This window comes from Thiomicrorhabdus indica (assembly GCF_004293625.1).
Lineage (GTDB): Bacteria > Pseudomonadota > Gammaproteobacteria > Thiomicrospirales > Thiomicrospiraceae > Thiomicrorhabdus > Thiomicrorhabdus indica.
Map to the genome: position 1 here is coordinate 1,122,041 of NZ_CP033040.1, position 24,609 is coordinate 1,146,649.

A 24,609-nucleotide genomic window follows, 5' to 3' on the forward strand; every position below is an offset into this window, starting at 1 on the left:
TGCAACTTCACGCCTTGACCTGATAAATTTGGCGTTGCCAGAAACGAAGAACTCTGCGAAGAGCCGAGAAATTAATCTGATTCGATCAGAGGTTCCTTAACCTTGGGTTATGAATGACATTTATACCCAAGGTTTTTTATTTTAAAAATTTATGCGTTTTTTTCAATCTCCATCTCTATTTCTAGACTTCTTTGACGAAGGTTTTTCGATTCAAAGCCAGTCACAATCCAGTACAGCTGAGCAAACAACGGTTTTGTTCTGTGAACTGCAAGATGTCAATTTGCAGCAAGGTTTACTGTTTGATGATTTTGTTATCAATACCCAAACTTTTCAAACTCGTATTCAAGGCATTCGTCATACGCAAGCGTTAGAGTTTTTTGAGGCTATTCGTGGGGCATGTCATCAATGGCTTATTGGTAAAGCGGTTAAGGTTTCTATGGGTGGAGAAACCCTAGAAGATGTAATTGAAAAGCTTTTTAGTCAGAACATTTATCTGTCACAGTCCGCCATTCGAGATTTTTTGCAAAAATATTCTGAATTGGGGCAAGTTTTATCCCATATCTTTTTTGATGACACTTTGATTGAGAATTCCGAATTTACGAGTAAAACAGGAATTGATTCAAAAAGCTTAGATGTGTTTTTAAGCTTGTATGATCCGAATTCCGAAAAGGTAAAACAACATAATGATGCGTTTGTGCAAGCTGAAATTGAGCGAGTTAAACCTTGGTTGGCGCATCTTGAAGCATATCCGCTAACGGATGAGCAGCTGACTGCAGTGGTAACGGAAGAAGACCGCAACTTATTAATTGCATCGGCTGGTTCCGGTAAGTCTTCCACGTTAGTTGCGAAAGTGGTTTATCTGCTTAAAAATGAATTAGCACAGCCGAACGAAATTGCTTTATTGGCTTATAACGATGAAGCCAGCCAAAGTATTCGTAACCGATTAATGAATGTTCTAGGTGACGCAATCGCACAACAAATTCAAATTTCTACGTTTCATGCGTTTGGTTTGAATGTCATTTTTGAGAAGCAGGGATTCAAACCTCGGATTGTTGATTTTGCACAAGGCGGAAACCGTGCCTTAATCGAGTTTTTTGATGCGACCATTCGGCAGAAACTTGCCGAAGATGATGTGTTCAAACAAGACTGGTTCGAGTATTTGGCTCTATACAAAAAGCCTCGTCCACCATTGTTTAGCATTGATTCCATGCATAAATATTATGATTATTTACTGCAAATAGGTGCGACTTATCACCAGAGCAAAGTGGGTCGAAAGACTGTCCGGCGACCTGTATTCGAATGTTTGAATGGTCTATTGGTTACGTCTCTTGAAGCTCAGATGATTGCCAATTGGTTAATTCTTCACCAAATCGAGTTCCAATACCTTAAACCGGTTGAATTGCCTGGAGATCAAAAGGCGCTCCCGGCAGACTTCTATTATCCTACGATTGGTGTCTATCATGATCATTTTGCGATAAATACGGAAGGGTACCGGCCAGTATTTCTTGAAAACTATGATGACTTTTTAACACGAAAACAAAATATCGTTAAAACTTATGATATTGCCCATTTTGTCACCACGAGTGCTGACTTTGAAAGTGGTGAAATCTTTAATAAGTTAGACAATTTTTTTATTGATAAAGGTCTTGAACCCAAATGGATGCCATTAGAGGCAATCGAGCCTAAACTTTATGCAAATTATTCGCCGTTTGACGATTTGACGATTTTTTGCAGTTTTTTGCAGCATTTCAAAGCCAATGGTGCCAGTTTAGCCGATTTAGATGCCAAGATAGAGTGGGTGGCCAGCTCCATTCATTCAGGGTTGTTTCCTGCAGAATCTTCTGCTGCCGAAATGGATAAAGAGCCGTTAGAACAAACGGAGTTTAACCCTGTCGCAGATTTTGATTTGTTGCGTACCAATGCTTTTTTAAAAATGTTCAAGCCCTTGTATGCCGCTTATCAAGAAAATCTAAATCAACAGAACGCAATTGATTTTAACGACCAGATCAATCAAGCCTGTTTAGTTTTGGAGTCGAGAGAATGGCGTCATCAGTTTAAATACCTTTTAGTCGATGAATTTCAAGATATCTCTCAAGATCGGAAACGTTTATTAAAAGCATTATTGGATCAAAAACCTGAGTGTAGACTTTTTGCAGTCGGTGACGATTGGCAATCGATTTATCGCTTTTCGGGTGCAGATATTGACATTATGACGCATTTTGAACGTCATTTTGGTGTGACAAAAACGAATTATTTAACCCGAACATTTCGTTGTTATCAGGGAATTGCTGATGTCGCAGCTAACTTTGTTCAACGAAACCCTGAACAATTGACAAAAACAGTTCAGGCACATGCGAACATTCAAGCCGATCAAGTTCATATTGAAGCTTATAGCAGTCAGTCTGAACACAATGAAAAATTATTAGCACTTTTAGACAAACTCAATGCACTTGCTTATAAGCATCAGCAGGTTTTGAGTGTCTATTTATTAGCGCGATATCATCGTCTGAAGCCAAATAATTTGTCGTACTTGCAACAGCGGTGTTTGGGGTTAAAGATTGACTTCAAAACCATTCATGCATCAAAAGGCTTGGAAGCGGATTATGTCATTATGTTGAACTTGGAGTCAGGCACTTATGGCTTCCCGAGCACCTTATCCGATGACGCGATTTTGAATTTGGTCATTCCGAAAATTGAGCATTTTGAGCATGCTGAGGAGCGTCGCCTGTTTTATGTCGCCTTGACCCGTGCAAAACGCGGCGTATTTTTGCTTTCCAGTTCGGTGGATACGTCGAGTTTTGTGGCTGATATTATAGAAATGGAGGGGGTAAAATCCAGTGATTCTTTGCGCAAACTGGATCAATGCCCCAAATGTGGTGAAGGGAAAATGTTAGAGCGATATGGTCAATATGGTATTTTCTGGGGATGTAATCTTTATCCGGCGTGTGATCATACCGAGAAATGCTTTTGTCCAGAGTGTGATGTGGGTACTTTGGTGGCAAAGGAATCTGAGCATGGAAAGTTTTATGGGTGTTCCACCTATCCCGAATGTGACTATATTCATGAAAGGGGAAAGCAAAAGCTTAAATATTATTCAGCTGCAACATCACCGGCCGGTCGTCAATTTAAACGGATAAAATAGTCTTAGCGAAATCTTCGTCAAACAAGACTTTTTCAGGCTTTTCGCGTATGATTCTCTGACAAAATTTTAATCTACGAAACGCTATGAACTTACAAAACTTTTACAACAGCGCTGTGAATAAAGATGCTGCTCCAAACCAACTTGATGCACTTCACGGTATTCCAAACAAAATTTCAATTACTGCTAACCAAGGCAGCCGGTTTGCTAAAGAAATTGCTCAAGATTTTAATCCGTTGCATAACTCCGATTCAAAACGTTTTTGTGTACCGGGTGACTTGTTATTTTCGCTCGTATTAATGCGATTTGGAATTAGCCAATCCATGGAGTTTGATTACCAAGGAATGGTTCCAGATGGTGCTGTCTTAACATTTAGTGAGCAAGCGAATAAATTTAGTGTTATCGATGATGCAGGAAAAGCGTTTCTGTGCGGACAAAAATCAGGACAGAGCCTTCAAAATGAGAAGGTTATTGCAGGATTTTGTGAGGCTTATGTCGCTTTTTCTGGTATGAGTTTTCCACATATTTTGGTGCCGTTGATGAAGCAGCATGGGGTCATGATTAATCCGGCTCGTCCGATGGTAATTTACGAAAAAATGGCATTTGAATTCGAGCGACCAATTATTAATTTGACGCAAATTCCAGAGTTGGTTTTAGAGGATGCACTGCTAACGGTAGAAGGCAAGCGTGGCAAGGTTAAGATTCCATTTTCTATTCAACTTAATGAACGTAAAATTGGTCAAGGTTTTAAGACAATGACGCTCAGTGGGTTAAAGCCTTATGATGAGGATGCTGTTGAAAAATTGATTGCAGATTACGAAGCGTCCAAACAACACTACAGAACATAAAAAAGATTCCCGTAAAACACGGGTGGTAACTTCCAAAATTCAGTGAGCATAGGCTCAAATAATTATTTAAATTTCACAGGTTAGGTTTGATGAGTGATTCTATCAAAAAGGATGCGGTTGAGCGTCCAGTAAACTTTATTCGAAATATCATTAACGAAGATTTAGAAGCTCAAAAACATCAGATTATTCGCACCCGTTTCCCTCCTGAGCCAAATGGGTATTTGCATATTGGTCATGCCAAGTCGATTTGTTTAAACTTCGGTCTCGCTGTCGATTATCAAGGCGAATGTAACCTGCGTTTTGATGACACAAATCCGGCCAAAGAGGATATGGAATTTGTCGAGTCGATTAAACAGGATGTCGAATGGTTAGGTTTTCATTGGGCAGGGGATGTCTGTTATTCATCTAATTACTTCGAACGATTTTATCAAGCAGCCGTTGAATTGATTCAAAAAGGTTTAGCTTATGTCTGTTTCTTGAGTAGTGAAGAAACTCGTGAGTATCGCGGGAGTTTGAAGGAACCGGGCAAAGATAGTCCATACCGCAATACTTCACCGGAAGAGAATCTAGCCTTATTTGAAAAAATGCGAGCAGGTGGTTTCAAAGAAGGCGAGTGCGTTCTTCGTGCCAAAATCGATATGGCTTCTAGTTTTATGTGTATGCGTGATCCGACGTTGTTCAGAGTGCGTTTTGAACATCACCACCAAACCGGTGATGAATGGTGTATATATCCAATGTACGATTTCGCGCACTGTATTTCTGATGCGGTTGAAGGCGTGACACATTCGCTGTGTACACTTGAATTCCAAGACAACCGTCGTTTGTATGATTGGGTACTGGATAATTTAGATGAATTCAATAAACCAGACCGACCACGTCAATATGAATTTTCACGTTTAAATTTAGAATACACGGTCATGTCAAAGCGAAAGTTGCATCAACTGGTTGCAGACAAGTTGGTTGAAGGTTGGGATGATCCGCGTATGCCAACCATTTCAGGTATGCGTCGTCGAGGTTACACACCTGCATCTTTACGCGATTTTGCTGAACGTATCGGGATTTCGAAAGTCGATTCTATGACGGAAATGGGGATTCTAGAGGCTGCAATTCGTGATGATTTGAATGTGGTAGCACCGCGTACCATGGCTGTTATTGACCCTATTAAGGTCATCATTGAAAACTATCCAGAAGGACAAGTTGAATCAATTCAGGCTCCGGTTCATCCGCAAAATGAAACAATGGGTAAACGTGAGATCTTCTTTGGAAAAGAAATCTATATTGACCGCGCAGACTTTCAACCCGAAGCGCCAAACCGTAAATTTATGCGTCTAGCGTTAGATAAAGAAGTTCGATTGAGAAATAGCTATATTATTAAAGGTGAACGTTTTGAAACGGATGCGGACGGTAATGTCACAACTGTTTATGCAACTTACGATCCTGAAACGCTGGGAAAAAATCCTGCGGATGGTCGTAAGGTAAAAGGCGTGATTCACTTTGTTGAGGCCAGTAAAGCCGTTCCTGCTGAAATTCGTATTTATGACCGACTTTTTACAGTGGCGAACCCAGCTAAAGAAGACGATTTTGAATCGGTGATTAACCCTGAATCTTTGGTTATTAAGCAAGGTTTGGTTGAGCCATCAATGGTTAATGCTAAACCAGAACTAGCATATCAATTTGAGCGAGAAGGCTATTTCTGCCGAGATAATAAAATTACTGATAAGTTAGTCTTTAACAAAACGGTAGGCTTACGCGATGTTTGGGCAAAGAAGTAGGGACAAGAAATGAGAATTTTAGGAATTGAATTAACAGGAAATGATGCAGTTGTTGCGCTTTTGGAACAAGACAACGGTATGTTTTACATCCCAGATTTTCGGGCAAGAAAAGTCAATTGTCGTAATCCGGATGATCAGGAGCAATTACAGTATTTTCAAAAAAGCTTTGCGCAATTAGTTCAAGATTACAAAGTCGATGAAATTGTCATTCGTGGTCGCATGAAAAAAGGAAGATTTGCCGGCGGAGCGAACGGCTTTAAATTAGAAGGTGCGCTTCAGGTTTTACCCGGTGTTAAAGTGACGGTTATGATTCCAGCAACCCAGTCTGCGATTTTAAAGCGTTTTCCAATGAGTATCCCGTTTGCGGAAACAGGCATGAAAAAGTTTCAGCAACAAGCATTTGAAGTGGCTTATGCTCAGTTGTCCGATCCAAAAGGGTTAGCTGAAGCCGCACGCCAAAAAGAGATTGCCAACCGTAAACAAAAGCGTGACGAGCGTGTGGAGCTTGAAGAACAAGAAGATTAGACAGTTTTTATCTTCTCAAATCTTAAGTGATACCGGCCGGTTGAAAGTTTTCACCGGCCGGTTTTCTTTTAATTACCCCATCTAACGTTCTAAAATTTAATCCCAATCATTAATACTGAATGAAGCTTGACTAAGCATAAGACAATTCTCTTACTGTGCGTATAATAAGAAATTACTCGTATAAACACCTTTCAGCTCTCTCTGGACTTGAGTATTCGACAGACCTTTGAGGTTTCAGATTAATTTTTATAGGTAAGACTGAGTTTATGTGGTCATTCTTTATCAAGAAACTTTCTGATTTCTTTCTCTTTATTGTCTCGCTGTTGTTACTGCTTGGAATTACTTATATATTTTGGCAGAACTACAATGCCAATAAAGCCATTGCCGAACAAGTTGCAATAGACGATGCAGGTCAGTTTGCAGAAGTTGCGATCAAGTTTCGTGATTTCTACACCTCGGAGCTTTTACCAAAACTGAATGAATCTGGTGTTCAAATCACCCATGAATTCAATGAGATTCCTGGTGCGATGCCATTGCCTGCCACTTTTGCTAAAGAGCTTGGAGATTACCTAAGCACCCAACAAGAGCACTATAAAGTTAAGCTATACAGTGACTTACCTTTTCCATGGCGGAAGCAAACTCTTGATTCGTTTGAGCTAGATGCAATGGAAGCTTTGCGTAAAAACCCGGAACAAAAGTTTTGGAGAATAGAGAAAGAAAATGGCGAAATGTTGTTGCGTTATGCCATTGCGGATCGACTGAAACCTGCCTGTGTTGCCTGCCATAACTCTTATCCTGGAACGCCAAAAACTAATTGGAAAGTGGGAGATGTTCGGGGTGTATTCTCCGTGTCACGACCGATTAGTCAAAGTGTTATTGATATCGAAAAAAATGCGTTGAGTTCATTTTTTTGGATTATTTCGTTGGTGTTAGCGTCTGTGATTTTTTTGAGTTTAATTTTTGGACGTCTTAAGAAGACTCTTAGCGAATCGAATCGTTTGATCGATCAGATGTCTGAAATGAATCAGGCGTTATCAATTGAAAAAAATAAAGCGGAAGACAGTGCCAAATTAAAATCCGAGTTTCTTGCGAATATGAGTCACGAAATTCGTACACCGATGAATGGCATTATTGGTATGACGGATTTGTTGAAAGACACGCAATTGAATACTGAACAGCAAGAAGTTTTATCTATGGTTTCCGGTAGTGCGAATTCTCTGCTTGGAATTATTAATGATATTTTAGACTTCTCAAAAATTGAGGCGGGAAAGCTCGAAATCACCCCAGATACGATGAATTTTATTCATATGTTAGAAAACTGTTTGGAGTTGGTTTCGGATAATGTCTACAAAAAACAGCTGAAACTAGTTTATTTCGTTGAACCGAGTATTCCCAAATATATCTGGGCGGACGAAACACGAATTCGACAGGTCGTATTAAATCTTTTAAGTAATGCGATTAAATTTACGTCAAACGGTTTGATTCGAGTGGTGGTGAATTGGACTGATGATTCCAAAACTATGATTAAAGTTGAGGTGAAAGACACGGGGATTGGCATTGCAGCCGATGCTCAAGCCAAACTGTTTGATTCGTTTTCACAAGCAGATGGCTCCACGACTCGTAAATATGGTGGGACTGGACTTGGGTTAAGCATCTCTAAACAGCTTGTTATTCTGATGGGTGGGGATATCAATTTCGATAGTACTCTGGGTAAAGGAAGTCGTTTCTGGTTTACCCTACCTATTAAAGTACCGGTTAATAAACAGACTCAAGAAGGGTGTTTGCAAGTTTTTGAAGAGACTCACTTTTTAAATGTATTGAACAGAAATAGTGAAGTCATGCCGCTTATTACCCATCAATACATGAAATTGAATATTCAGTTGTTAGCTAGTGAGACGATTGCAGATTGGATTGAAACACAAAAGAAAAACCCTCAAGCCGTTATGATTTTGGATCTCAATTCCTTGCTTGGTTTTGGGTTTGATTTGGATGATGTGAATGAAATTTTTGAAAAAGAATTTCATGGTCACTTCCCTAATGTCATTTTATTGTTGACGCCTCCTCAACAACACTCTGTAGAAGTGGTGCAAAAAGCAAAATTAATCGGAATGCTGACGGTTACTAAACCGATGGCACATTCGCGACTTTATGACTACTTTGCTGCTTTCGAATATCAACTCGACAAACAGTTAAATTTTGATGGAATTTCGAAGGAACTGAATTCTGTAAAGCCGCCCGAAAATATATCGACGCCGGAGACAGAAGCACAAGAAAAAACTGAAACATTCCAACTTGGAAGAGAGGGCGACGTAGAAAATAAAGTTAAAGTTTTATTGGTAGAAGATAATTTCGTTAATCAACGCTTGGCGATAGCGTTATTGGCAAAGCTTGGGATTGAAGTTGATTTAGCTCAAAATGGCGAAGAAGCGCTGGAAGCACTTCAATCCAATACCTATCCTTTAGTGTTAATGGACTGCCAAATGCCTGTCATGGATGGCTATGAGGCCACGGGTAAAATTCGTCAATTGCCTGGTGAAATAGCGAAAGTTCCAGTTCTTGCAATGACAGCAAATGCGATGATGGGCGATAAAGAACGTTGTATGGCTGCTGGGATGGATGACTATATTTCCAAGCCGATTAACCCTAAGGTTTTAGAAGAAAAAATTCATTCTTGGTTGAATCACTCTAATGATGAAATTTAATGCAAAGAATCGGGATTTCTTTTGAGGATGAAATGAGCTTAAACTCATTAATCATGGGTTTTTAAAATACTTTCCCTGGCAAGTTGATCAGCGAGTTGATTGCCAGAGTTTTTGAAGTGAGCTTTCACCCAATAAAAGTTTACCGGCCGGTGAAAGCTTAATTCGTGAAGCTTTTGCCAAAGTTCAGCATAGGCGACATCGTTTCCGTTTTTACTTTGCCAGTTATTTCCTTCCCACAAAGTATATTTATCAAATAGCCCTTCAAGCAGGATTTGTGCATCGGTAAACAGCTTGACCGCTTGTTTAGGATGATTTTTTTGAAACCATCTTAAAGCGTTAATAGCCGCAATAAGTTCCATTTCAAGGCTGGATTGCGACATTTGCACTCCATTTAAGGTTTTAACCAGTTTTTCTTTTTCGTAAACCGCCACACCCCAGCCACCTAAATGATGCTGTTTAAAATAGGCGCCATCTGTATAGATTTCAAAATTTGACTGTAGGTCGAATACAGGCTGGTGAAAAGAGTAGGCTAAGTGCTGTTTGACATTCACAATTACTCATTACCAATAGTCAGGGTTTTGAAATGGGACGACGCATTTAGGTTTTGTATGAAGAGATTTTATGGGTGCAGTGGAATCCTTAAGAGACTGTGCAAGCCAACCTGGAGGCATGGAAAGTGGCATAGGGGCTTGAAGTGTTGCTTCTGTAATCGGTGAGAATCCAACTTTGCTGTAAAAGTTTGGATCTCCATAGGTTACCGCGATCTCAACCTTGAGATTTTTTAGGGCACTCAGTCCATATTTGATCAGAGCTTGCCCAATGCCTTGTGCTTGAAAATCTGGATGCACAGCGACTGGAGCAAGCATAAAAACGCTTTCTTCTGTTTGATAGTCGAGTTGGCTGAAGAAGATAATTCCTTGAATACTTTGTGCAGTAACCGCAGCAAAACAGTAAACTTCTTTTTGGTCGATTAAGTGTGCCAACTCCTTTGCAAGGTGGCCAATCAATTCACCTTCTTCTTGTCCTTCTGAATGGGTAAAAGTTTCAGTAAAAAGTCGCGTGATTTGAGGTTCATCGTCACGGATTAATAGTTTGAAATTCATATATTATCCGTATTTTAAAAGCAGTGTTTTTAAACAGGCTAAATAGGCTTGTTCATCGGGTTCAGCCTGATTTTTTTGTGCTTGCCACATCATTTCACCTAGGCAGTCCATCATGGCGTGTTCGGTTGCCATGACATCGCCGATTTTTTCACCCAGTTGTTGATAAATTAATTTGATACCGGCCGGTCGATCCATCACCACTTGTTCTTGAAGCCCTAAATGCATTCCCATATGTAAAAACGGATTAGTCTCGCCGTCTTCTGGTTTGTATTCATTTCCAAGCTTTTCGTTCTCAAGCATTTTGTGGTATTCGGGATGCATTTCAATGACGCGAGCCACCATTTGTTCCATCGGATCCATTGGCATATTCATTCGGGCTTTTTGCCAACAATCGACATAAAACTGACGTAATTTATCTCTTTCAGAAGTATAAAGCATAGTGTTTAATTCTCAGTTTTTTATATTTTCAGGGGCAAGACATTTTTAGATTTATGCAAAACTTGCAGCCTGTCCTAGTAGGGTTTTTACTCGGATTTGTCTTTATATTCGCAAAGATCATAAATACAACAGGCACCACATCGAGGTTTGCGTGCGGTACAAGTATAACGACCATGCAAAATGAGTAAATGATGTGCAGGAATTTGATACTCTTTAGGTACATGTTTGAGGAGTGCTTTTTCAACTTCTAAAACATTTTTTCCCGGAGCCAGCTTGGTACGGTTAGAAACGCGAAAAATATGAGTATCTACGGCCATGGTCGGATGACCAAACGCAGTATTGAGCACGACATTTGCGGTTTTTCTTCCAACACCCGGAAGAGCCTCGAGTGCTTTACGATTTTCTGGCACTTCTGAGTTGTGTAAGTCGACAAGCATTTTGCAGGCTTTGATAATGTTTTCTGCTTTGGTGTTAAACAGCCCAATGGTTTTGATATATTCTTTCAGTCCGTCTACACCTAAATCATAAATTGCTTGTGGTGTATTAGCCACAGGAAACAGCTTGCGAGTCGCTATATTTACGCCTTTGTCTGTCGCTTGTGCTGAGAGAATGACCGCAATGAGTAATTCAAATGTGCTGGAATATTCTAACTCTGTTTCTGGATTAGGAATCGCTTCACTTAAGCGTTGAAAGATTTCTAAACGTTTTTGCTTATTCATGGAAGGAAATACCTATTTCACTGCGACTTTTATGCCCAATTGATTTTGTTGCTTCGATGCTTTTTTCTGGTCAATGGCGTTTTTCAAGGCAATGAGTAGCCCCAAACCAATAAATGCACCAGGAGGCAGAATCGCCAATAAGACACCTTGATAGTCGCCACTAAAGACGATTTTCCAGTCGCGAGCCATGTCGCCAAACATTAGGTGAGCTTGGTCAAACAAAGTGCCGGCACCAATGATTTCTCGCAAAGCACCCAAAAGAACCAGAACAAATAAAAACCCCAGCCCCATAAAAAAACCATCCATTAAGGCTTTGTCCACGGTATTTTTGGAGGCATAGGCTTCTGCACGGCCTAGGATTGCACAGTTGGTGACAATCAATGGAATAAAAATCCCCAAAATTCCGTGTAAAGTGTGAAAGTATGCATTCATCAATAAATCAATAGCGGTCACTGCAGTCGCAATAATGGCAATGTAGACGGGAATACGGATTTCGCGTGAGACGTGGTTGCGAATCAGCGATACCAGCACGTTGGAAATCATTAATACTGCCAAAGTGGCTAACCCAAGCCCTAGACCGTTGATCGTATTATTGGAAACTGCCAAAAGGGGACATAACCCCAGAAGCGCTACCAATGCTTGGTTATTAGTCCATAGACCATTTTTGAATATTGATTTATAGTCAGCTAGTTTCTGCTGCCAAACATTTTTTTCTGATGTCTCTAAGGCATCAGATGAAATGGTATTTTGACTGGCTTCACTCATATAAGGTGTCTCCTAATTCATTGACCACTTCAAGAGTGTTTTTTACGGCACTCACGACGGCTCTAGGTGTAATAGTTGCGCCTGTGAATTGGTCAAAATCACCACCATCTTTTTTGACTGCCCATGATTGTAGATTTTGCGAGGTTAAATCTCGACCATTAAAATTTAGTATCCAATCATGTTTGGCAATTTCAATTTTGTCTCCCAAACCTGGGGTTTCAAGATGGTTAAGGGTGCGAACTCCTGAAATTTTGCCATTTGGCAAGACCGCAACAAGTAGATAAATATTTCCGCTATAGCCGTTTGGGGCTACGACTTGCAAAATAATACCGGCCGGTAAATTGTCTTGGCGGGCGCGGTAAACAGTGACAGGCGTTTTACTACCAAGTTTTTGCAATTGCTTTTTGTCACTAATTTGAATTGTATCTTCTAGAGGTTGATTGTTATAACGATCAGCTGGTAAAACTTCATTAAATGTCGCAATCAACGTCTCTTTTTGTGCTTGCGCGATTTTACCCTCTGTCAAGAACTTAACTGTTAGCAGTACTACAATGCAAATTACGACAAATGCCGTTAATTTTGCAGCAGATCGGCTCATGGCCTTAAATAAGGTGTTGTTAAAAACAGGTTGGCTCATATTGAGTCTCTTTAAGTCGTTTTTTAGGACAGGTTTTTAATTGGTTACTTATGCCCAAATACTCGTGGTTGTGTGTACTGGTCAATTAATGGGACCGCCATGTTTAGTAATAAAATGGCAAAGGCAATTCCATCTGGGAAAGCACCCCAAGCGCGAATTACGTAGACCAAAATACCAATGCCGATAGCATAGATTAACCTGCCATTCGGGGTGGTGCTTGCTGATACTGGATCTGTAATAATAAAAAAAGCGGCTAGCATAACCCCTCCACTGAGCAATACAAACTCCACCGGTGGGTAAATATCTGGATTAATGCTGTGAAAAATCCAAGCCATCAATGCAAGGCTGCCTAGAAAACCGATTGGAAATTGCCAGCGAATGGTTCGTTTCCAGAGTAAATAGATTCCGCCAATTAAAAAGGAAAGATTAATCCAAGCCCAAGCGTTTAATCCGAGCCATAAGGTGTGAGTTTGCGTTGGTAAGGTTTGCAATACATCGGTTGTGGTGATTCCTTGAGAGATTGCGAGTCGGACTCCGTCAAGAGGTGTAGCACCAGTGAGCATATCGTAGCTGGCGGCTGCATAAGTTCCCGTGATAATAAGCTGTATCGCTTCCATGAAACCAAGGTAATGACCGCTAATATCCGCTGACATAATCCATTGGGTCATTGGGATTGGAAAAGAGATTAATAAAAATGCATAACCAAGCATTGCTGGGTTGAATGGGTTGTAACCTAAGCCGCCGTATAGGTGCTTGCCGAAGATTAGTGCAAAGGCCGAACCGGAAACTATGACCCACCAAGGCGCGGTAGGTGGAATACAAAAAACCAAGCCTGTGACGGTGATCATACCGCTTAAATCGGTAATAAAAGGCATGATTGGACGGCCACGAAGCTTAAGCATGGTGTACTCGACAATCAGTAGGGTGGCAATTGCCAGCAGCCATTGGACAACAATTCCAAAACCGAATAGGTAGATGTGCATTGCCAGTGCTGGCATAGCCGCAATTTGTACCTGCAACATGACTTTGCGCACAGTCTGGTCGTTGTGCGCATGAGGTGAAGAGTTTGCCAGAGGGTTCATTGGTGATGAGCTCATTCGTTATTCTCTTTTTTAGCCGCAGCACGCTTCGCGGCAGCTCGTTTTGCGGCTTGCATAGCGGCTTTTTTTGCGGCGGCCTTTTTATCAAGCGGCGAATCTAGTGGTATTGCTTCTGCGGTTTCAGAAGATTCCGATGTTTTTGTAGGGGGAGAATCTTGATCGGTTTTAACCGGTGTGTTGTTCTGTTTTTGGTGTGTTTTTTTTCTGGCTAAGGCCGCTTCACGCGCTTTTTGCATTGCAGCTTTACGCGCCAATTCTTTTTCTAAAGCAGGCGAGGTCTCAGAACCATTCGCGGATAAATCAGTCGTTAGTTCCGCGGTTTGTTGTGAAGCGTTTAGCGTTGGACTTTTATTCTCATCATTCCCCTTTTTATTATTATTTTCCTCAAGATCGGATGAACTTTTCACGGCCGGATCTTCCGTTTTTGAGCTTTGTGCTGCTTTTTTACGCGCTGCGGCAATCGCCTTTTCACGTGCAGAGTTTTCAGGTTGGGCTTTTTGCTTGGCAGCTGAAGTTGCTTTGGCTTTGGCGGCAGCCATAGCTGCACGTTTTTTTGCCGCTTCTGTCGCTGCTTGGCGATCACTTTTTGACCCGAGACTTTGACCTTTGGTTTTAAAGTCCTTATCTGATTGGCCCTGTTTATTGGCAGCGGCTTTTTGAGCGGCCAAAATTGCTTTTTCTCTGGCGCTTAGCGGTTTGTCGGTTTGTGTTTGTTCACTTGAAGTGTCACTGTTGGCTTTTTTACGCGCAGCGGCTTTGGCTGCCGCCGCTCGAGCCGCTGCTGCACTCGCGACTGATTTAGAGGCGCCAGACGTGGCTGATTTTTCTGACTCTTGAGGTGTATTGGTGTTCTGAGCCGCTTGTTTTTTAACGGCTTCTTTTTTGGCTTTCAGTCTGGCTTCGCGCTCAGCTTTTTCACGCTCAATTCGTGCTAATTTGAATTCATGACGCTGCTTGGCCAATTCAGTAGCTTGTTTTTCAGCGTTCAGCACTTTGATTTCGGATTTTGCATGGCGGTAATATTGCACTAAAGGAATGTGGCTTGGACAGACATAACTGCAGCAACCACATTCAATACAATCTTTGATATTGAGCTTTTCCACTTTTTCATATTCATGCCCTTGTGCATGCCAATACATTTGTTGCGGTAAGAGGTTTACCGGGCAGGCATCCATGCATTCACCACAACGAATACAGGGCATTTGCATCTGTCTTGGCTCTGGAGGATTCGCTAAAACACAATTCGTGGTTTTCAAAATCGGCACATGATTTTGGGGCATTTGTACACCCATCATTGGGCCACCCATAATCAATGGATAATCAATGTCACCTTTAGGCTTGGCAAGCTCCGCTAGTTCATTGAAGGGAGTACCAATAAAGGCTTCAATGTTAAAGCCTTCAGTCACACCTTCACCACTGACTGTCACCAGTCGAGAAGTCAGTGGTTCTCCTAATGTGACTGCGCGATAAATCGCTTTCAGCGTGGCGACATTCATCATCAAAATGCCTTGATCGATGGCATGATGACCGGATTGAAGTTCTACGCCTGTCATTTCATAAACCAACTGCTTTTGTCCACCCATTGGGTAAACTGTTGCAACTTCCTGAATTTTCATTGCAGCAAGGTGGATAACTGATGCATTTGATGGCATTTGTAGATTTTTCGCTGCGCTTTGCATTTTTTCAATGGCTTGGGGTTTATTGGTTTCAATGCCACAAAGAATTTCTTGGCAATTGAGTGCATGCGCTACGATTTGTGCCCCCAGCCAGATTTGCTCGGCATCTGTCTGCATTAGAAGGTCGTCACAACTGATAAAAGGTTCACACTCTGCGCCGTTAATGATGAGATGTTTGACTTTGCCTTGTTTACTTGGCAATTTGGCATAGGTTGGAAAACCTGCACCCCCCATGCCGATAATGCCAGATTGTGCAATGAGGTCTTTTAATGGTTGAGCATCTTCTGGCCAAGTGCCGGTTGTCTGCAAAACATTTTCAATGGCTTTGTTTTTTCCATCCGGCTTTAAGATGATGCACAGTTCTTGTAATCCTGAAGCATGAGGAAGGGCGCGCGCTTCAATAGCGATAATCTCACCAGAAGTCGGCGCATGGATTGGAACCACAAGTTTTTGATTTGCATCCGCTTGAGATTGTGCGATTAATTGGTTTTTCAGAACATGATCGCCTACTTTGACCAGTGATTTAGCCATTTCACCAACGGTTTGCGGCAATGGCAAAATGAGTTCGGTTGGATAATAGAGTGCTCTAATTGGGTTTCGCGCACTCAATGACTTGTTGTATTGCGGAAATACGCCACCGTGAAATTTATATAACAATCGTTTGGCCAATGGATAAATAGGCGCGAGTGTGGAAGCAAAAGCTTGTAGCAAACGCATTAGGCACGCTCCGCGAGTTCAGCGAGTGGCTTTTGAGTTGAATTTTGACCGGCCGGTTGAAAACTATCGAGTTGTGGTTCTGGCCACTGCCAATTTTTGAGTGTGGTTTGTTCGGGTTTCATTTCAATGCAATCAACAGGGCAAACAGGGACGCACTTTTCGCAGCCTGTACACTCTTTTTGAATGACTGTGTGCATCATTTTGGTCGCACCTAGAATCGCATCCACAGGGCATTCTTTAATGCACAGTACACAACCAATGCAGAGGTCTTCATCGATGAAAGCAGTAATTTTTTGGGTTTCTTCATTTCCTGTTTCTTCCATCGGTTTTTGTTCCCGGCCGGTAATTTCGGAAATTTTTATCATGACTTCTGTTCCGCCGGGGACGCACAAATTTACCTCGGATTCGCCATTTGCTAAGGCTTCAGCATAAGGTTTGCATCCCGCAAAGCCACACTGACCACATTGTGTTTGTGGAAGTTCACGGTCGATTTGCTCGGCCATAGGGTTACCTTCAACCTTAAAGCGAACAGCAGCGTAACCTAAGGCTAATCCAAAGGCTAAAGCTAAGCCGATAAAAATGATAACGGCTTCAAATGATTGCAACCAATCCCATCCGTTTGTCATTAAGCCAAACCTCCAAAGCCCATAAAGGCCATTGACATTAAGCCTGCAGTAATTAGAGCAATTGGTGCGCCTTTGAATGGACTAGGAACATCCGCCACTTCCAAGCGTTCGCGAATCGAGGCAAACATCACCATAACCAGAGTAAAGCCGATTGCTGCTCCAAGTCCATAAAATGCCGACTCTATAAAAGTGTTTTGTTCAGTGATATTCAGTAGTGCCACACCTAAAACAGCACAGTTAGTTGTAATTAAAGGTAGGTAAATTCCAAGCACTTGATACAACACGGGAGATGTTTTATGAATTGCCATCTCGGTAAAGCCGACGACAGCTGCTATGGCGAGGATAAAGGCAATGGTTTGCAGGAATTCCAGCCCAAAAGGGGCTAGAAGATAGGTGTAAATCAGATAGCTAAGTACCGAAGACAAGGTAAGTACAAACGCGGTTGCCAAGCCCATGCCTAGTGCAGCATCGGTTTTTTTGGAAACCCCCATAAATGGACACAAGCCAAGGAACTTCACCAAAACGAAGTTATTGACTAAGACAGTGCTAATTAAGATTAGTACGTAATTTTCCATTTTAGCCGCTGTGAACCTCAATCTATGCGTTGCTTCTTCGCCCATTTATAACTAAATTATAAACTTTGCTCAAAGCGTCTTGATCTTGAGGTTTTCGAAGGCTAAAAATATGTAGCTTTAGAATTCCTCAAGAGAAATTTTTATCTATATTATTTAACGCGCATTCCTGGTTGTGCGCCATCGTCTGGGTTGAGGATATACAAATCCGAACCACCTGGACCTGCAGCCAATACCATTCCCTCTGACATCCCAAATCGCATTTTACGTGGGGCAAGATTGGCAACCATGACGGTAAGTTTACCAACTAAGTCTTCAGGGTTGTATGCGGCTTTGATTCCTGCAAACACTTGACGCTGTTCAGTTCCGATATCGAGTGTGAGTTTGATTAACTTATCTGCTTCAGCTACATGTTCAGCATTAATGATTTTTGCGATTCGCAAATCGATTTTCATAAAGTCTTCGATGCCAATGGTGTCAGCAATTTGATTGTTATCACTCATTTTTTTCTCTTTCTTCACTTTTTTCGGCTTGCTATCTTCTTTTTTGCCGTCTGGTGCAGATTTATTGCCCAAGGACTTGGCAGATGCTTCCACCATTTTTTCAATCTGTGGCATTTCAAGGCGGGTCATTAAAGCCTTGAATTTATTGATTTCGTGTCCAAGAAGTGGCGTTTTGATATCATTCCAACCACAGTTTTCTAAGTTCAAAAATGCCCACGAATCTTCTGCCGTTTTTGGGATGACGGGCGCTAAATAGCTCATTAGTACACGGAATAAATTAATTCCCATGGTTGCCACTTCATGGAGTTCGGCTTCCTTGCCTTCTTCTTTGGCAAGAACCCAAGGGGCGGTTTCTGCGATGTATTCATTCGCTTTATCAGCCAATGCCATGATTTCTCGCATGGCATGGCCGTATTCACGTTGTTCATAAAGTTTCGCAATGTCTTCGGATTTCTCGCTAAACTCGGAGTAGAGTGCTTGAGCGTCCGCGGATAAGTCTGTAGCCAGCTTGCCATCGAATTTCTTTTTGATAAAGCCGGCGGTTCGACTGGCGATATTGACCACTTTCCCCACCAAATCAGAATTAACACGTTGTGCGAAGTCTTCTAAATTCAAGTCGATGTCATCAATTCGGCTCGTCAGTTTTGCCGCAAAGTAATAACGCAGGTACTCAGGGTTTAAGTGCTCAAGGTAGGTTTTGGCCATAATAAAAGTACCGCGAGACTTAGACATTTTCTGTCCATCGACTGTCAAGAAGCCATGGGCATAAACGGCATCAGGTGTTCGGAAATCTGCGCCTGATAGCATTGCCGGCCAAAACAAGGCGTGGAAGTTGATAATGTCTTTACCGATAAAGTGATAAAGCTCAGCTTTTGAATCTTTTTGCCAATACGCATCGAAATCCAAGCCTGATTTTTCGCAATAGGCTTTGAAACTCGACATATAGCCAATCGGTGCGTCCAACCAGACATAAAAGAATTTGTCTTTTTCACCTGGAATTTCGAAACCAAAATAAGGAGCATCACGAGAAATATCCCATCCTCGTAAACCGGATTCTAACCATTCATCAATTTTGTTAGCAATTTGAGTTTGCAGGTGACCGCCTCGGGTCCACTCTTTAAGCATGTCGGCAAATTGACTTAGCTCAAAGAATAGATGATCGGAGTCTTTCTCAATTGGCGTTGCACCTGAAACCGCTGATTTTGGATTAATCAACTCAGTTGGTGAGTAGGTAGCACCGCATGATTCGCAGTTATCACCGTATTGGTCTTCAGCACCGCACTTAGGACAAGTCCCCTTGACAAAACGGTCAGGTAAGAACATCTCTTTTTCAGGGTCGTAGTATTGTGAAATCGACTTGCGTGAAATATAACCTTTGTCTTTCAGTCGGTTATAGATGAGTTCAGCAAAATATCTATTTTCATCAGAATGCGTGCTGTGATAATGGTCAAAGGCAATATTAAAACCGGCAAAATCCGCCTGATGTTCTGCAGATGATTTGGCAATAAGCTGTTCTGGCGTAATACCTTCGGCTTCGGCACGCAACATGATTGGCGTGCCGTGTGCGTCGTCTGCGCAAACGTAAGTACATTCATTGCCTCGCATTTTTTGAAAACGCGACCAGATATCGGTTTGGATATATTCCACCAGATGTCCCAAATGGATTGGGCCATTGGCATAAGGTAGGGCGCTAGTTATCAAAATTTTGCGTGGCGAATTTGACATTGAATGTAATCCTTCGTTCTTCAGGCATCGGCATAAAAAGAGCCCGCTATTATAGACCTTTTTGTCCGAAGTTTTAACCCAAAGTCGTATTGTCTGAGAGGCAGGAAAAATACAGTGGAAATCAAGCTGTTAAAGTCAGTCGGAAAGGTCAACTAGCCTTTCCAAAAAAGCTAGTGAATTTGGATATGCGCTTTGTTGTTTTTTAATTCTACAACGGTCACGTGCATTCCTTCTTCAAAAGAGTAGTCTTGCGGATTGGCGATTGCCCATGTTGTGCCTTTGTAGGCTACTCGAAAGTCTCCGTCTGGCGTCAGAATTACTTCCCCATTTTCTCCTGTTGTCAATGTTTCCATTTCGAGTTCTTTGGAATGGTAAATGCGTTGTTGAAGAGTTTTTCGAAGCAGTAATGTCAGGAGGATGCCTGCTGTAAATGCGGTGATTAATTGGGTTTCACCCGATGAAAAATCAACAAAAAAACCTGTAATGCCTGTCAGTATGAATGCTGCACCAAACAGTGCTAAAACAAAGCTCATGGTGAGCATTTCAGCGGCCATGAGTAAAATGCCAATGGTCATCATAATCCAAAAAGGAATAACGGGAATCATTTGCTCCATGGTCTAATCCTTTTTGTTGATGGGGGATGAGGAGGAGTTTAATACTGAGGCAATTGCTGAGAGTGAACCGATCAGTTCACCGGTTTCGATAGGGACGACCACTTTATTTGCAGAATCACTGGCGGCAATTCCTGAAAAGGCTGCAATTCGATCCTTGGAGAGGAGGAATTCGGCTGCATTCGGGTTCTTATTCATCGCTTCATTAATCAAATCAATCGCCTTTTGATCCCCCGTTGCTAGTTGTTCTTTTTCAAAACGTTTGGCTTCTGCGGTACGCTCCAAGGCTTCAGCCTCCAAAAAGGCTTTTTGTCGTTCACCTTCTGCCACTCGAATGGTGGCATTTTTCTGACCCTGTGCTTCGGTTTCGACGGCACGACGTTTACGCTCAGCTTCAAGCATAAGCTCCATTGAATCTTGCACCTTTTGCGGAACAATAATGTCGGCGACCTCGACGCGGCTGACTTTGGCTCCCCAAGTGCCGGAAGCCTCATCCAAAGCCTTCAAGAGTGCGGCATTTAAATCGGTTCGTGAGCTCAGAGTTTCGTCCAACTCAAGACGACCGATTTCAGAGCGCAGTGTGGTTTGTGCTAGCTGGCTGACGGAATCCTTCAAATCAAGGATTTCGTAAGTAGCTTTTTGCGCATCATAGATGCGCATGAAAACCACTGCATCTATACCAATGGACACATTGTCTTTGGTAATGACTTGTTGTTCTGGAATGTCGATGATTTGTTCTTGGGTATTGAATTGTGAGCGCTTTTGGTCAACAAAAGGAATAATGAAATTAATTCCGCCTTTTAAAGTTTTGTGATATCGCCCCAGACGTTCAATGACCCACTGTTCCGCTTGTGGAACAATCTTGACCGAGAGTGAGAGAAAAATGATTATTAAAAGAATAATCGAGCCGGTAAATCCAAGAAACTCCATGAGATACTCCTGTCCAGGTTAATGCTTCATCCAATCTGTATTGGGCATAGTAGCACCAAACCGACAGGCGTTAGATGACTTAAGTTAAGGAACCTCTGATTCAGTCAGAGGTTCCTTGAGTCACCGTCTTGATAGATTTAGTTGTTGACGATTTCGATTTTGGGGAAGAGGTTTGCATAGCTGCGCTTTTTGTTAGCGATGTCAGCGCTGATCTGCAGAGCAATTGCACGATACTTATTGGCTAACTCACTGGTTGGTTCGGCGGTGACCGTTGGCATGCCTTTGTCAGCCTCTTCACGAATACGTTTTTCAAGCGGCATGGCTCCAAGGAATTTAACGCCATATTGTTCGGCCATAGTTTGTCCGCCATTTGCACCGAATATTGCCTCTTCATGTCCGCAGTTGGAGCAGATATGGGTGCTCATGTTTTCAATAATTCCTAAAATCGGGATTTCGACTTTTTCAAACATTTTCAATCCTTTACGTGCATCAATTAATGATACTTCCTGTGGAGTGGTGACAATGACGGCACCGGTGACAGGAATGTTTTGCGCAAGGGTTAGTTGAACATCACCTGTTCCTGGGGGAAGGTCAATGAGTAAATAATCCAATTCATCCCAGTTGGTTTCATTCAATAACTGTTGCAAAGTCTGAGTCACAATTGGACCTCGCCAAATCATTGGAGAGTCTGGGTCGATGAGTGCTCCAATCGACATGGCTTGCAGGCCATAGGCATGCAAGGGTTGCATGGATTTTCCGTCCACAGTTTGTGGCTTGTCGGTAATATTTAACATGGTCGGAATACTTGGGCCATAAATGTCGGCATCCAAAATTCCAACGCGAGCACCTTCTTGTTGAAGAGCTAAGGCTAAATTGACAGTGGTGGTCGATTTTCCAACGCCACCTTTACCTGAAGCCACTGCAATAATGTTTTTCACATTTTCTAGAGGTTTTACCCCTTTTTGCACATCATGGGCAACAACCGTAGTTGAGAAGTCACATTCGACTTTATTGATTTCTTCAAGGTCTTGCATGACGTGGGTGATTTGTTGTTCAAGTGCCGGCCATAGACTTTTGCAAGGGTAAGGCAGTTGTATAGACAACTTAAGTGTGCTTTTTTTGAGTTCCGCAGCTTGCAAAGCATTCAAAGACATCAAGTCATTTTGGGTTTGACTCTCAATCACCGTTTTTAATTGGTTTTCAATTTGGGTTTGTAATGGTGCAGAAATTCCATTGCCAAATAACTTGTTCAAAAATCCCATTGCAGGCGTCCTTAAGAATTGAAATATGCCGCGTAGTTTAGCAGAAAACTCCTGTTGATAGCACTCGCCAAAATGATTAATGCAAGCCTCAAGAGTCCTTCGAAGCTATGAGAATTGGGTGTTATAATCCGTTACTTATTTTAACCGGCCGGTAGAGAAACTCGTGAGCGAACAAACCCAAATGTCTCTTGGAAATTCTAAAGCGTTGCAACGAACCAAAATTGAAGTGTTACCCGCACATTTGGCGGACCAAATTGCCGCAGGGGAAGTAGTGGAACGCCCAGCCTCTGTGGTTAAAGAGTTATTGGAGAATGCCATCGATTCGGGGGCGACAGAAATATTGGTCGAAGTCGAACAAGGGGGGATTGAATTAATCAAAGTGACTGATAATGGTTCTGGAATCCCCAAAGAAGAGTTGGTTTTAGCGGTCAGCCGGCATGCTACCAGTAAAATCAAATCGCGAGAAGACTTAACGGCTGTAGCGACTTTGGGGTTTCGTGGAGAGGCTTTAGCGAGTATTAGTTCGGTGTCGCGTTTTTCCATTGTTTCGCGTCAGCAAAATGAGCGTGCCGGATGGAAATTGTTTTCTAATGGTGATGGACGTTGGAATGAACCTGAACCATCAGCCGCTCCTGCCGGCACGATGGTTGAAGTGCGTGAACTGTTTTTCAACACACCCGCGCGAAAAAAGTTTTTGAAAACTCAGCGTACCGAGTTTATGCAGATTGAGCAGTTAGTCAAACGTTTGATGCTCAGCCGCTCAGAACTAGCGATTAAGCTTATTCACAATGGCAAGGTGGTGCGAAATGTCTTACCAGTTATTGATACCAAAACTCAATTACAACGTTTAACGCATTTGTTGGGTGCTGAGTTTGTGGAACATTCTCTGAAAATTGAATTTGAAGGGCAGGATGTCAAGGTGTTTGGTTGGTGTGGTTTGCCTACCTTCAATCGTGCGCATACCGATATGCAGTATCTGTTCGTGAATGGTCGTATGGTTAAGGATCGTCTACTCAGTTATGCCGTTAAGCAAGGTTATGCTGATGTACTTTATGGTGGACGACATCCTGCTTACTTGCTGTTTATCGAAGTGACACCGAACTTGGTGGATGTGAATGTGCATCCTGCCAAACATGAAGTCCGCTTTGCAAATGGTCGATGGGTCTATGATTTTCTTCGTCGTTCTGTCAGGGATTCTGTGGCAACGCCACTTGCAAAATCACAGGTTGACTCCGAGACGGGTGAGATTTTAGAGAATATTTCTGATCTTGTTGGGTCTGGTCATGTTGGGGAAAATTCTGTTCGGAATTCACCGGCCGGTAAACTATCTGAGGCTTCAATTACGAGAGGGACTGAGTACCCATTCGGGTTGCAATCCAATCAGTCGCAAGTGGATTTTCAAAAAGCTCTTGAGTTTCAGCAGCCTATTTCTTCAAAGTCAGGCGATTCGTTGAATTCAAACTCTGAATTAGGGAAGTGGGTTGAATCACGTAGACGTGGCGAAGTTCAGGAATCGCCCAGTGATTATCTAAGTCAAAAGGACTCAAAAGATGAGCACCTATCCGCAGAGTTTCCTAAGCTTGGTTTTGCTAAAGCACAAATTCATGGTGTATTTATTTTGGCAGAAAACCAACATGGTTTGGTTTTGGTGGATATGCATGCGGCTCATGAGCGAGTGACTTATGAGCGCTTTAAGCAACAATGGAAAACTCAAAAGTTAATCGCTCAGCCTTTATTGGTGCCAATTGCGATGACCCTAGATGTTTCAGAAATGTTAGTCTGGGAAGCCTATCAAGAACAATTCGAGAACCTTGGTTTTCAAATGTCGCAGATTGGCCCTGAGCAGTTAAAAGTTACCGAAGTTCCAAGTTTGGTGGCTAAGAAAAATGTGGTGGCTTTAATTCGAGAAATGTTGTCAGATTTTTCGGAAATGGGGGAAACCACTCGTCTTGAAGATAAGATTAATCATATTCTCTCGACGATGGCATGTCATGGTTCGGTGCGTGCCAATCGCCAGTTGACGATCGATGAGATGAATGCGCTTTTGCGTGATATGGAGCGGACAGATCGGATAGATCAGTGCAATCATGGACGTCCAACCTGGGTGCAGTTGAGTATGGAGCAGCTTGATAAACTCTTTATGCGTGGCCAATAGGTTTTGTTACATTTCTCGAGAAAAAACTCTCGCAATTGCCTAAAGAGTTTTAGAGTTGAGCAACAAAGTTAGAAGTGTTGGGGC

20 protein-coding genes are annotated in these 24,609 nt (G+C 42.1%); 6 read left to right on the plus strand and 14 right to left on the minus strand.

Translation table 11 applies throughout. The features are described 5' to 3' along the window. Nucleotides 1-151 precede the first annotated feature (151 nt). From D9T12_RS04745 to D9T12_RS04765, 5 genes are all read left to right on the plus strand, one after another. On the plus strand, nucleotides 152-3,142 hold the full coding sequence (locus tag D9T12_RS04745; RefSeq protein ID WP_130537101.1) for a UvrD-helicase domain-containing protein: 2,991 nt from the start codon (nucleotides 152-154) through the stop codon (nucleotides 3,140-3,142). 83 nt (nucleotides 3,143-3,225) lie between these two features. Further along, a complete protein-coding gene (locus D9T12_RS04750; protein ID WP_130537102.1) occupies nucleotides 3,226-3,987 on the plus strand; it encodes a DUF3581 family protein in 762 nt (253 codons plus the stop codon). Nucleotides 3,988-4,076: 89 nt separating this feature from the next. Then, nucleotides 4,077-5,759, plus strand: a complete 1,683-nt coding sequence (locus D9T12_RS04755; RefSeq protein WP_130537103.1) for a glutamine--tRNA ligase/YqeY domain fusion protein — start codon at nucleotides 4,077-4,079, stop codon at nucleotides 5,757-5,759. A 9-nt stretch (nucleotides 5,760-5,768) separates the two neighbouring features. Beyond that, nucleotides 5,769-6,284, plus strand: a complete 516-nt coding sequence (locus D9T12_RS04760) for a DUF3010 family protein (RefSeq protein WP_130537104.1) — start codon at nucleotides 5,769-5,771, stop codon at nucleotides 6,282-6,284. A gap of 266 nt (nucleotides 6,285-6,550) precedes the next feature. Next, nucleotides 6,551-8,986, plus strand: coding sequence for an ATP-binding protein (locus tag D9T12_RS04765; RefSeq protein ID WP_130537105.1), 2,436 nt, complete (start codon nucleotides 6,551-6,553; stop codon nucleotides 8,984-8,986). A gap of 47 nt (nucleotides 8,987-9,033) precedes the next feature. Here D9T12_RS04765 and D9T12_RS04770 read toward each other — a convergent pair whose 3' ends face one another. The 14 genes from D9T12_RS04770 to apbC all read right to left on the minus strand — a co-directional run bounded on the left by D9T12_RS04770 (nucleotide 9,034) and on the right by apbC (nucleotide 22,370). Next, nucleotides 9,034-9,537 carry a ribonuclease HI gene (locus tag D9T12_RS04770; protein ID WP_165395035.1) on the minus strand — a complete coding sequence of 168 codons (504 nt, stop codon included), beginning with the start codon at nucleotides 9,535-9,537 and terminating at the stop codon, nucleotides 9,034-9,036. A 9-nt stretch (nucleotides 9,538-9,546) separates the two neighbouring features. Next, nucleotides 9,547-10,089: a GNAT family N-acetyltransferase gene (locus D9T12_RS04775; protein WP_130537107.1), complete on the minus strand. Its 543-nt coding sequence runs from the start codon at nucleotides 10,087-10,089 to the stop codon at nucleotides 9,547-9,549. A 3-nt stretch (nucleotides 10,090-10,092) separates the two neighbouring features. Then, the gene (locus tag D9T12_RS04780) at nucleotides 10,093-10,527 is read right to left on the minus strand and encodes a DUF1841 family protein (protein ID WP_130537108.1); all 435 of its coding nucleotides are present in this window, start codon (nucleotides 10,525-10,527) and stop codon (nucleotides 10,093-10,095) included. An 86-nt stretch (nucleotides 10,528-10,613) separates the two neighbouring features. Continuing rightward, on the minus strand, nucleotides 10,614-11,246 hold the full coding sequence (nth, locus tag D9T12_RS04785; protein ID WP_130537109.1) for an endonuclease III: 633 nt from the start codon (nucleotides 11,244-11,246) through the stop codon (nucleotides 10,614-10,616). Between the two features lie 12 nt (nucleotides 11,247-11,258). Next, a complete protein-coding gene (locus D9T12_RS04790) occupies nucleotides 11,259-12,011 on the minus strand; it encodes an electron transport complex subunit E (RefSeq protein ID WP_130537110.1) in 753 nt (250 codons plus the stop codon). Continuing rightward, nucleotides 12,004-12,648, minus strand: coding sequence for an electron transport complex subunit RsxG (rsxG, locus tag D9T12_RS04795; RefSeq protein ID WP_130537111.1), 645 nt, complete (start codon nucleotides 12,646-12,648; stop codon nucleotides 12,004-12,006). Before rsxG ends, D9T12_RS04790 begins: the two co-directional genes overlap by 8 nt. A gap of 44 nt (nucleotides 12,649-12,692) precedes the next feature. Further along, nucleotides 12,693-13,745 (minus strand): RnfABCDGE type electron transport complex subunit D, encoded by a 1,053-nt coding sequence (locus D9T12_RS04800; RefSeq protein WP_240693239.1) that lies wholly within the window; start codon nucleotides 13,743-13,745, stop codon nucleotides 12,693-12,695. After that, the gene (gene rsxC / locus D9T12_RS04805) at nucleotides 13,742-16,141 is read right to left on the minus strand and encodes an electron transport complex subunit RsxC (protein ID WP_130537112.1); all 2,400 of its coding nucleotides are present in this window, start codon (nucleotides 16,139-16,141) and stop codon (nucleotides 13,742-13,744) included. Before rsxC ends, D9T12_RS04800 begins: the two co-directional genes overlap by 4 nt. Next, nucleotides 16,141-16,767, minus strand: a complete 627-nt coding sequence (gene rsxB / locus D9T12_RS04810; protein WP_130537113.1) for an electron transport complex subunit RsxB — start codon at nucleotides 16,765-16,767, stop codon at nucleotides 16,141-16,143. The genes rsxC and rsxB overlap by 1 nt, the downstream gene beginning before the upstream one ends. Then, nucleotides 16,767-17,342 (minus strand): electron transport complex subunit RsxA, encoded by a 576-nt coding sequence (gene rsxA / locus D9T12_RS04815; RefSeq protein ID WP_130537114.1) that lies wholly within the window; start codon nucleotides 17,340-17,342, stop codon nucleotides 16,767-16,769. Before rsxA ends, rsxB begins: the two co-directional genes overlap by 1 nt. 149 nt (nucleotides 17,343-17,491) lie before the next feature. After that, nucleotides 17,492-19,567: a methionine--tRNA ligase gene (metG, locus tag D9T12_RS04820; RefSeq protein WP_130537115.1), complete on the minus strand. Its 2,076-nt coding sequence runs from the start codon at nucleotides 19,565-19,567 to the stop codon at nucleotides 17,492-17,494. 170 nt (nucleotides 19,568-19,737) lie between these two features. Then, nucleotides 19,738-20,181: an NfeD family protein gene (locus tag D9T12_RS04825; protein ID WP_130537116.1), complete on the minus strand. Its 444-nt coding sequence runs from the start codon at nucleotides 20,179-20,181 to the stop codon at nucleotides 19,738-19,740. 3 nt (nucleotides 20,182-20,184) lie between these two features. Continuing rightward, nucleotides 20,185-21,108: an SPFH domain-containing protein gene (locus tag D9T12_RS04830; RefSeq protein WP_130537117.1), complete on the minus strand. Its 924-nt coding sequence runs from the start codon at nucleotides 21,106-21,108 to the stop codon at nucleotides 20,185-20,187. A 137-nt stretch (nucleotides 21,109-21,245) separates the two neighbouring features. Continuing rightward, the gene (gene apbC / locus D9T12_RS04835) at nucleotides 21,246-22,370 is read right to left on the minus strand and encodes an iron-sulfur cluster carrier protein ApbC (protein WP_130537118.1); all 1,125 of its coding nucleotides are present in this window, start codon (nucleotides 22,368-22,370) and stop codon (nucleotides 21,246-21,248) included. 163 nt (nucleotides 22,371-22,533) lie between these two features. Here apbC and mutL point away from each other — a divergent pair, with 163 nt between their 5' ends. Then, entirely contained in the window at nucleotides 22,534-24,525 is a 1,992-nt protein-coding gene (gene mutL, locus D9T12_RS04840; RefSeq protein WP_338064810.1) for a DNA mismatch repair endonuclease MutL, read from the plus strand. Nucleotides 24,526-24,609 lie beyond the last annotated feature (84 nt).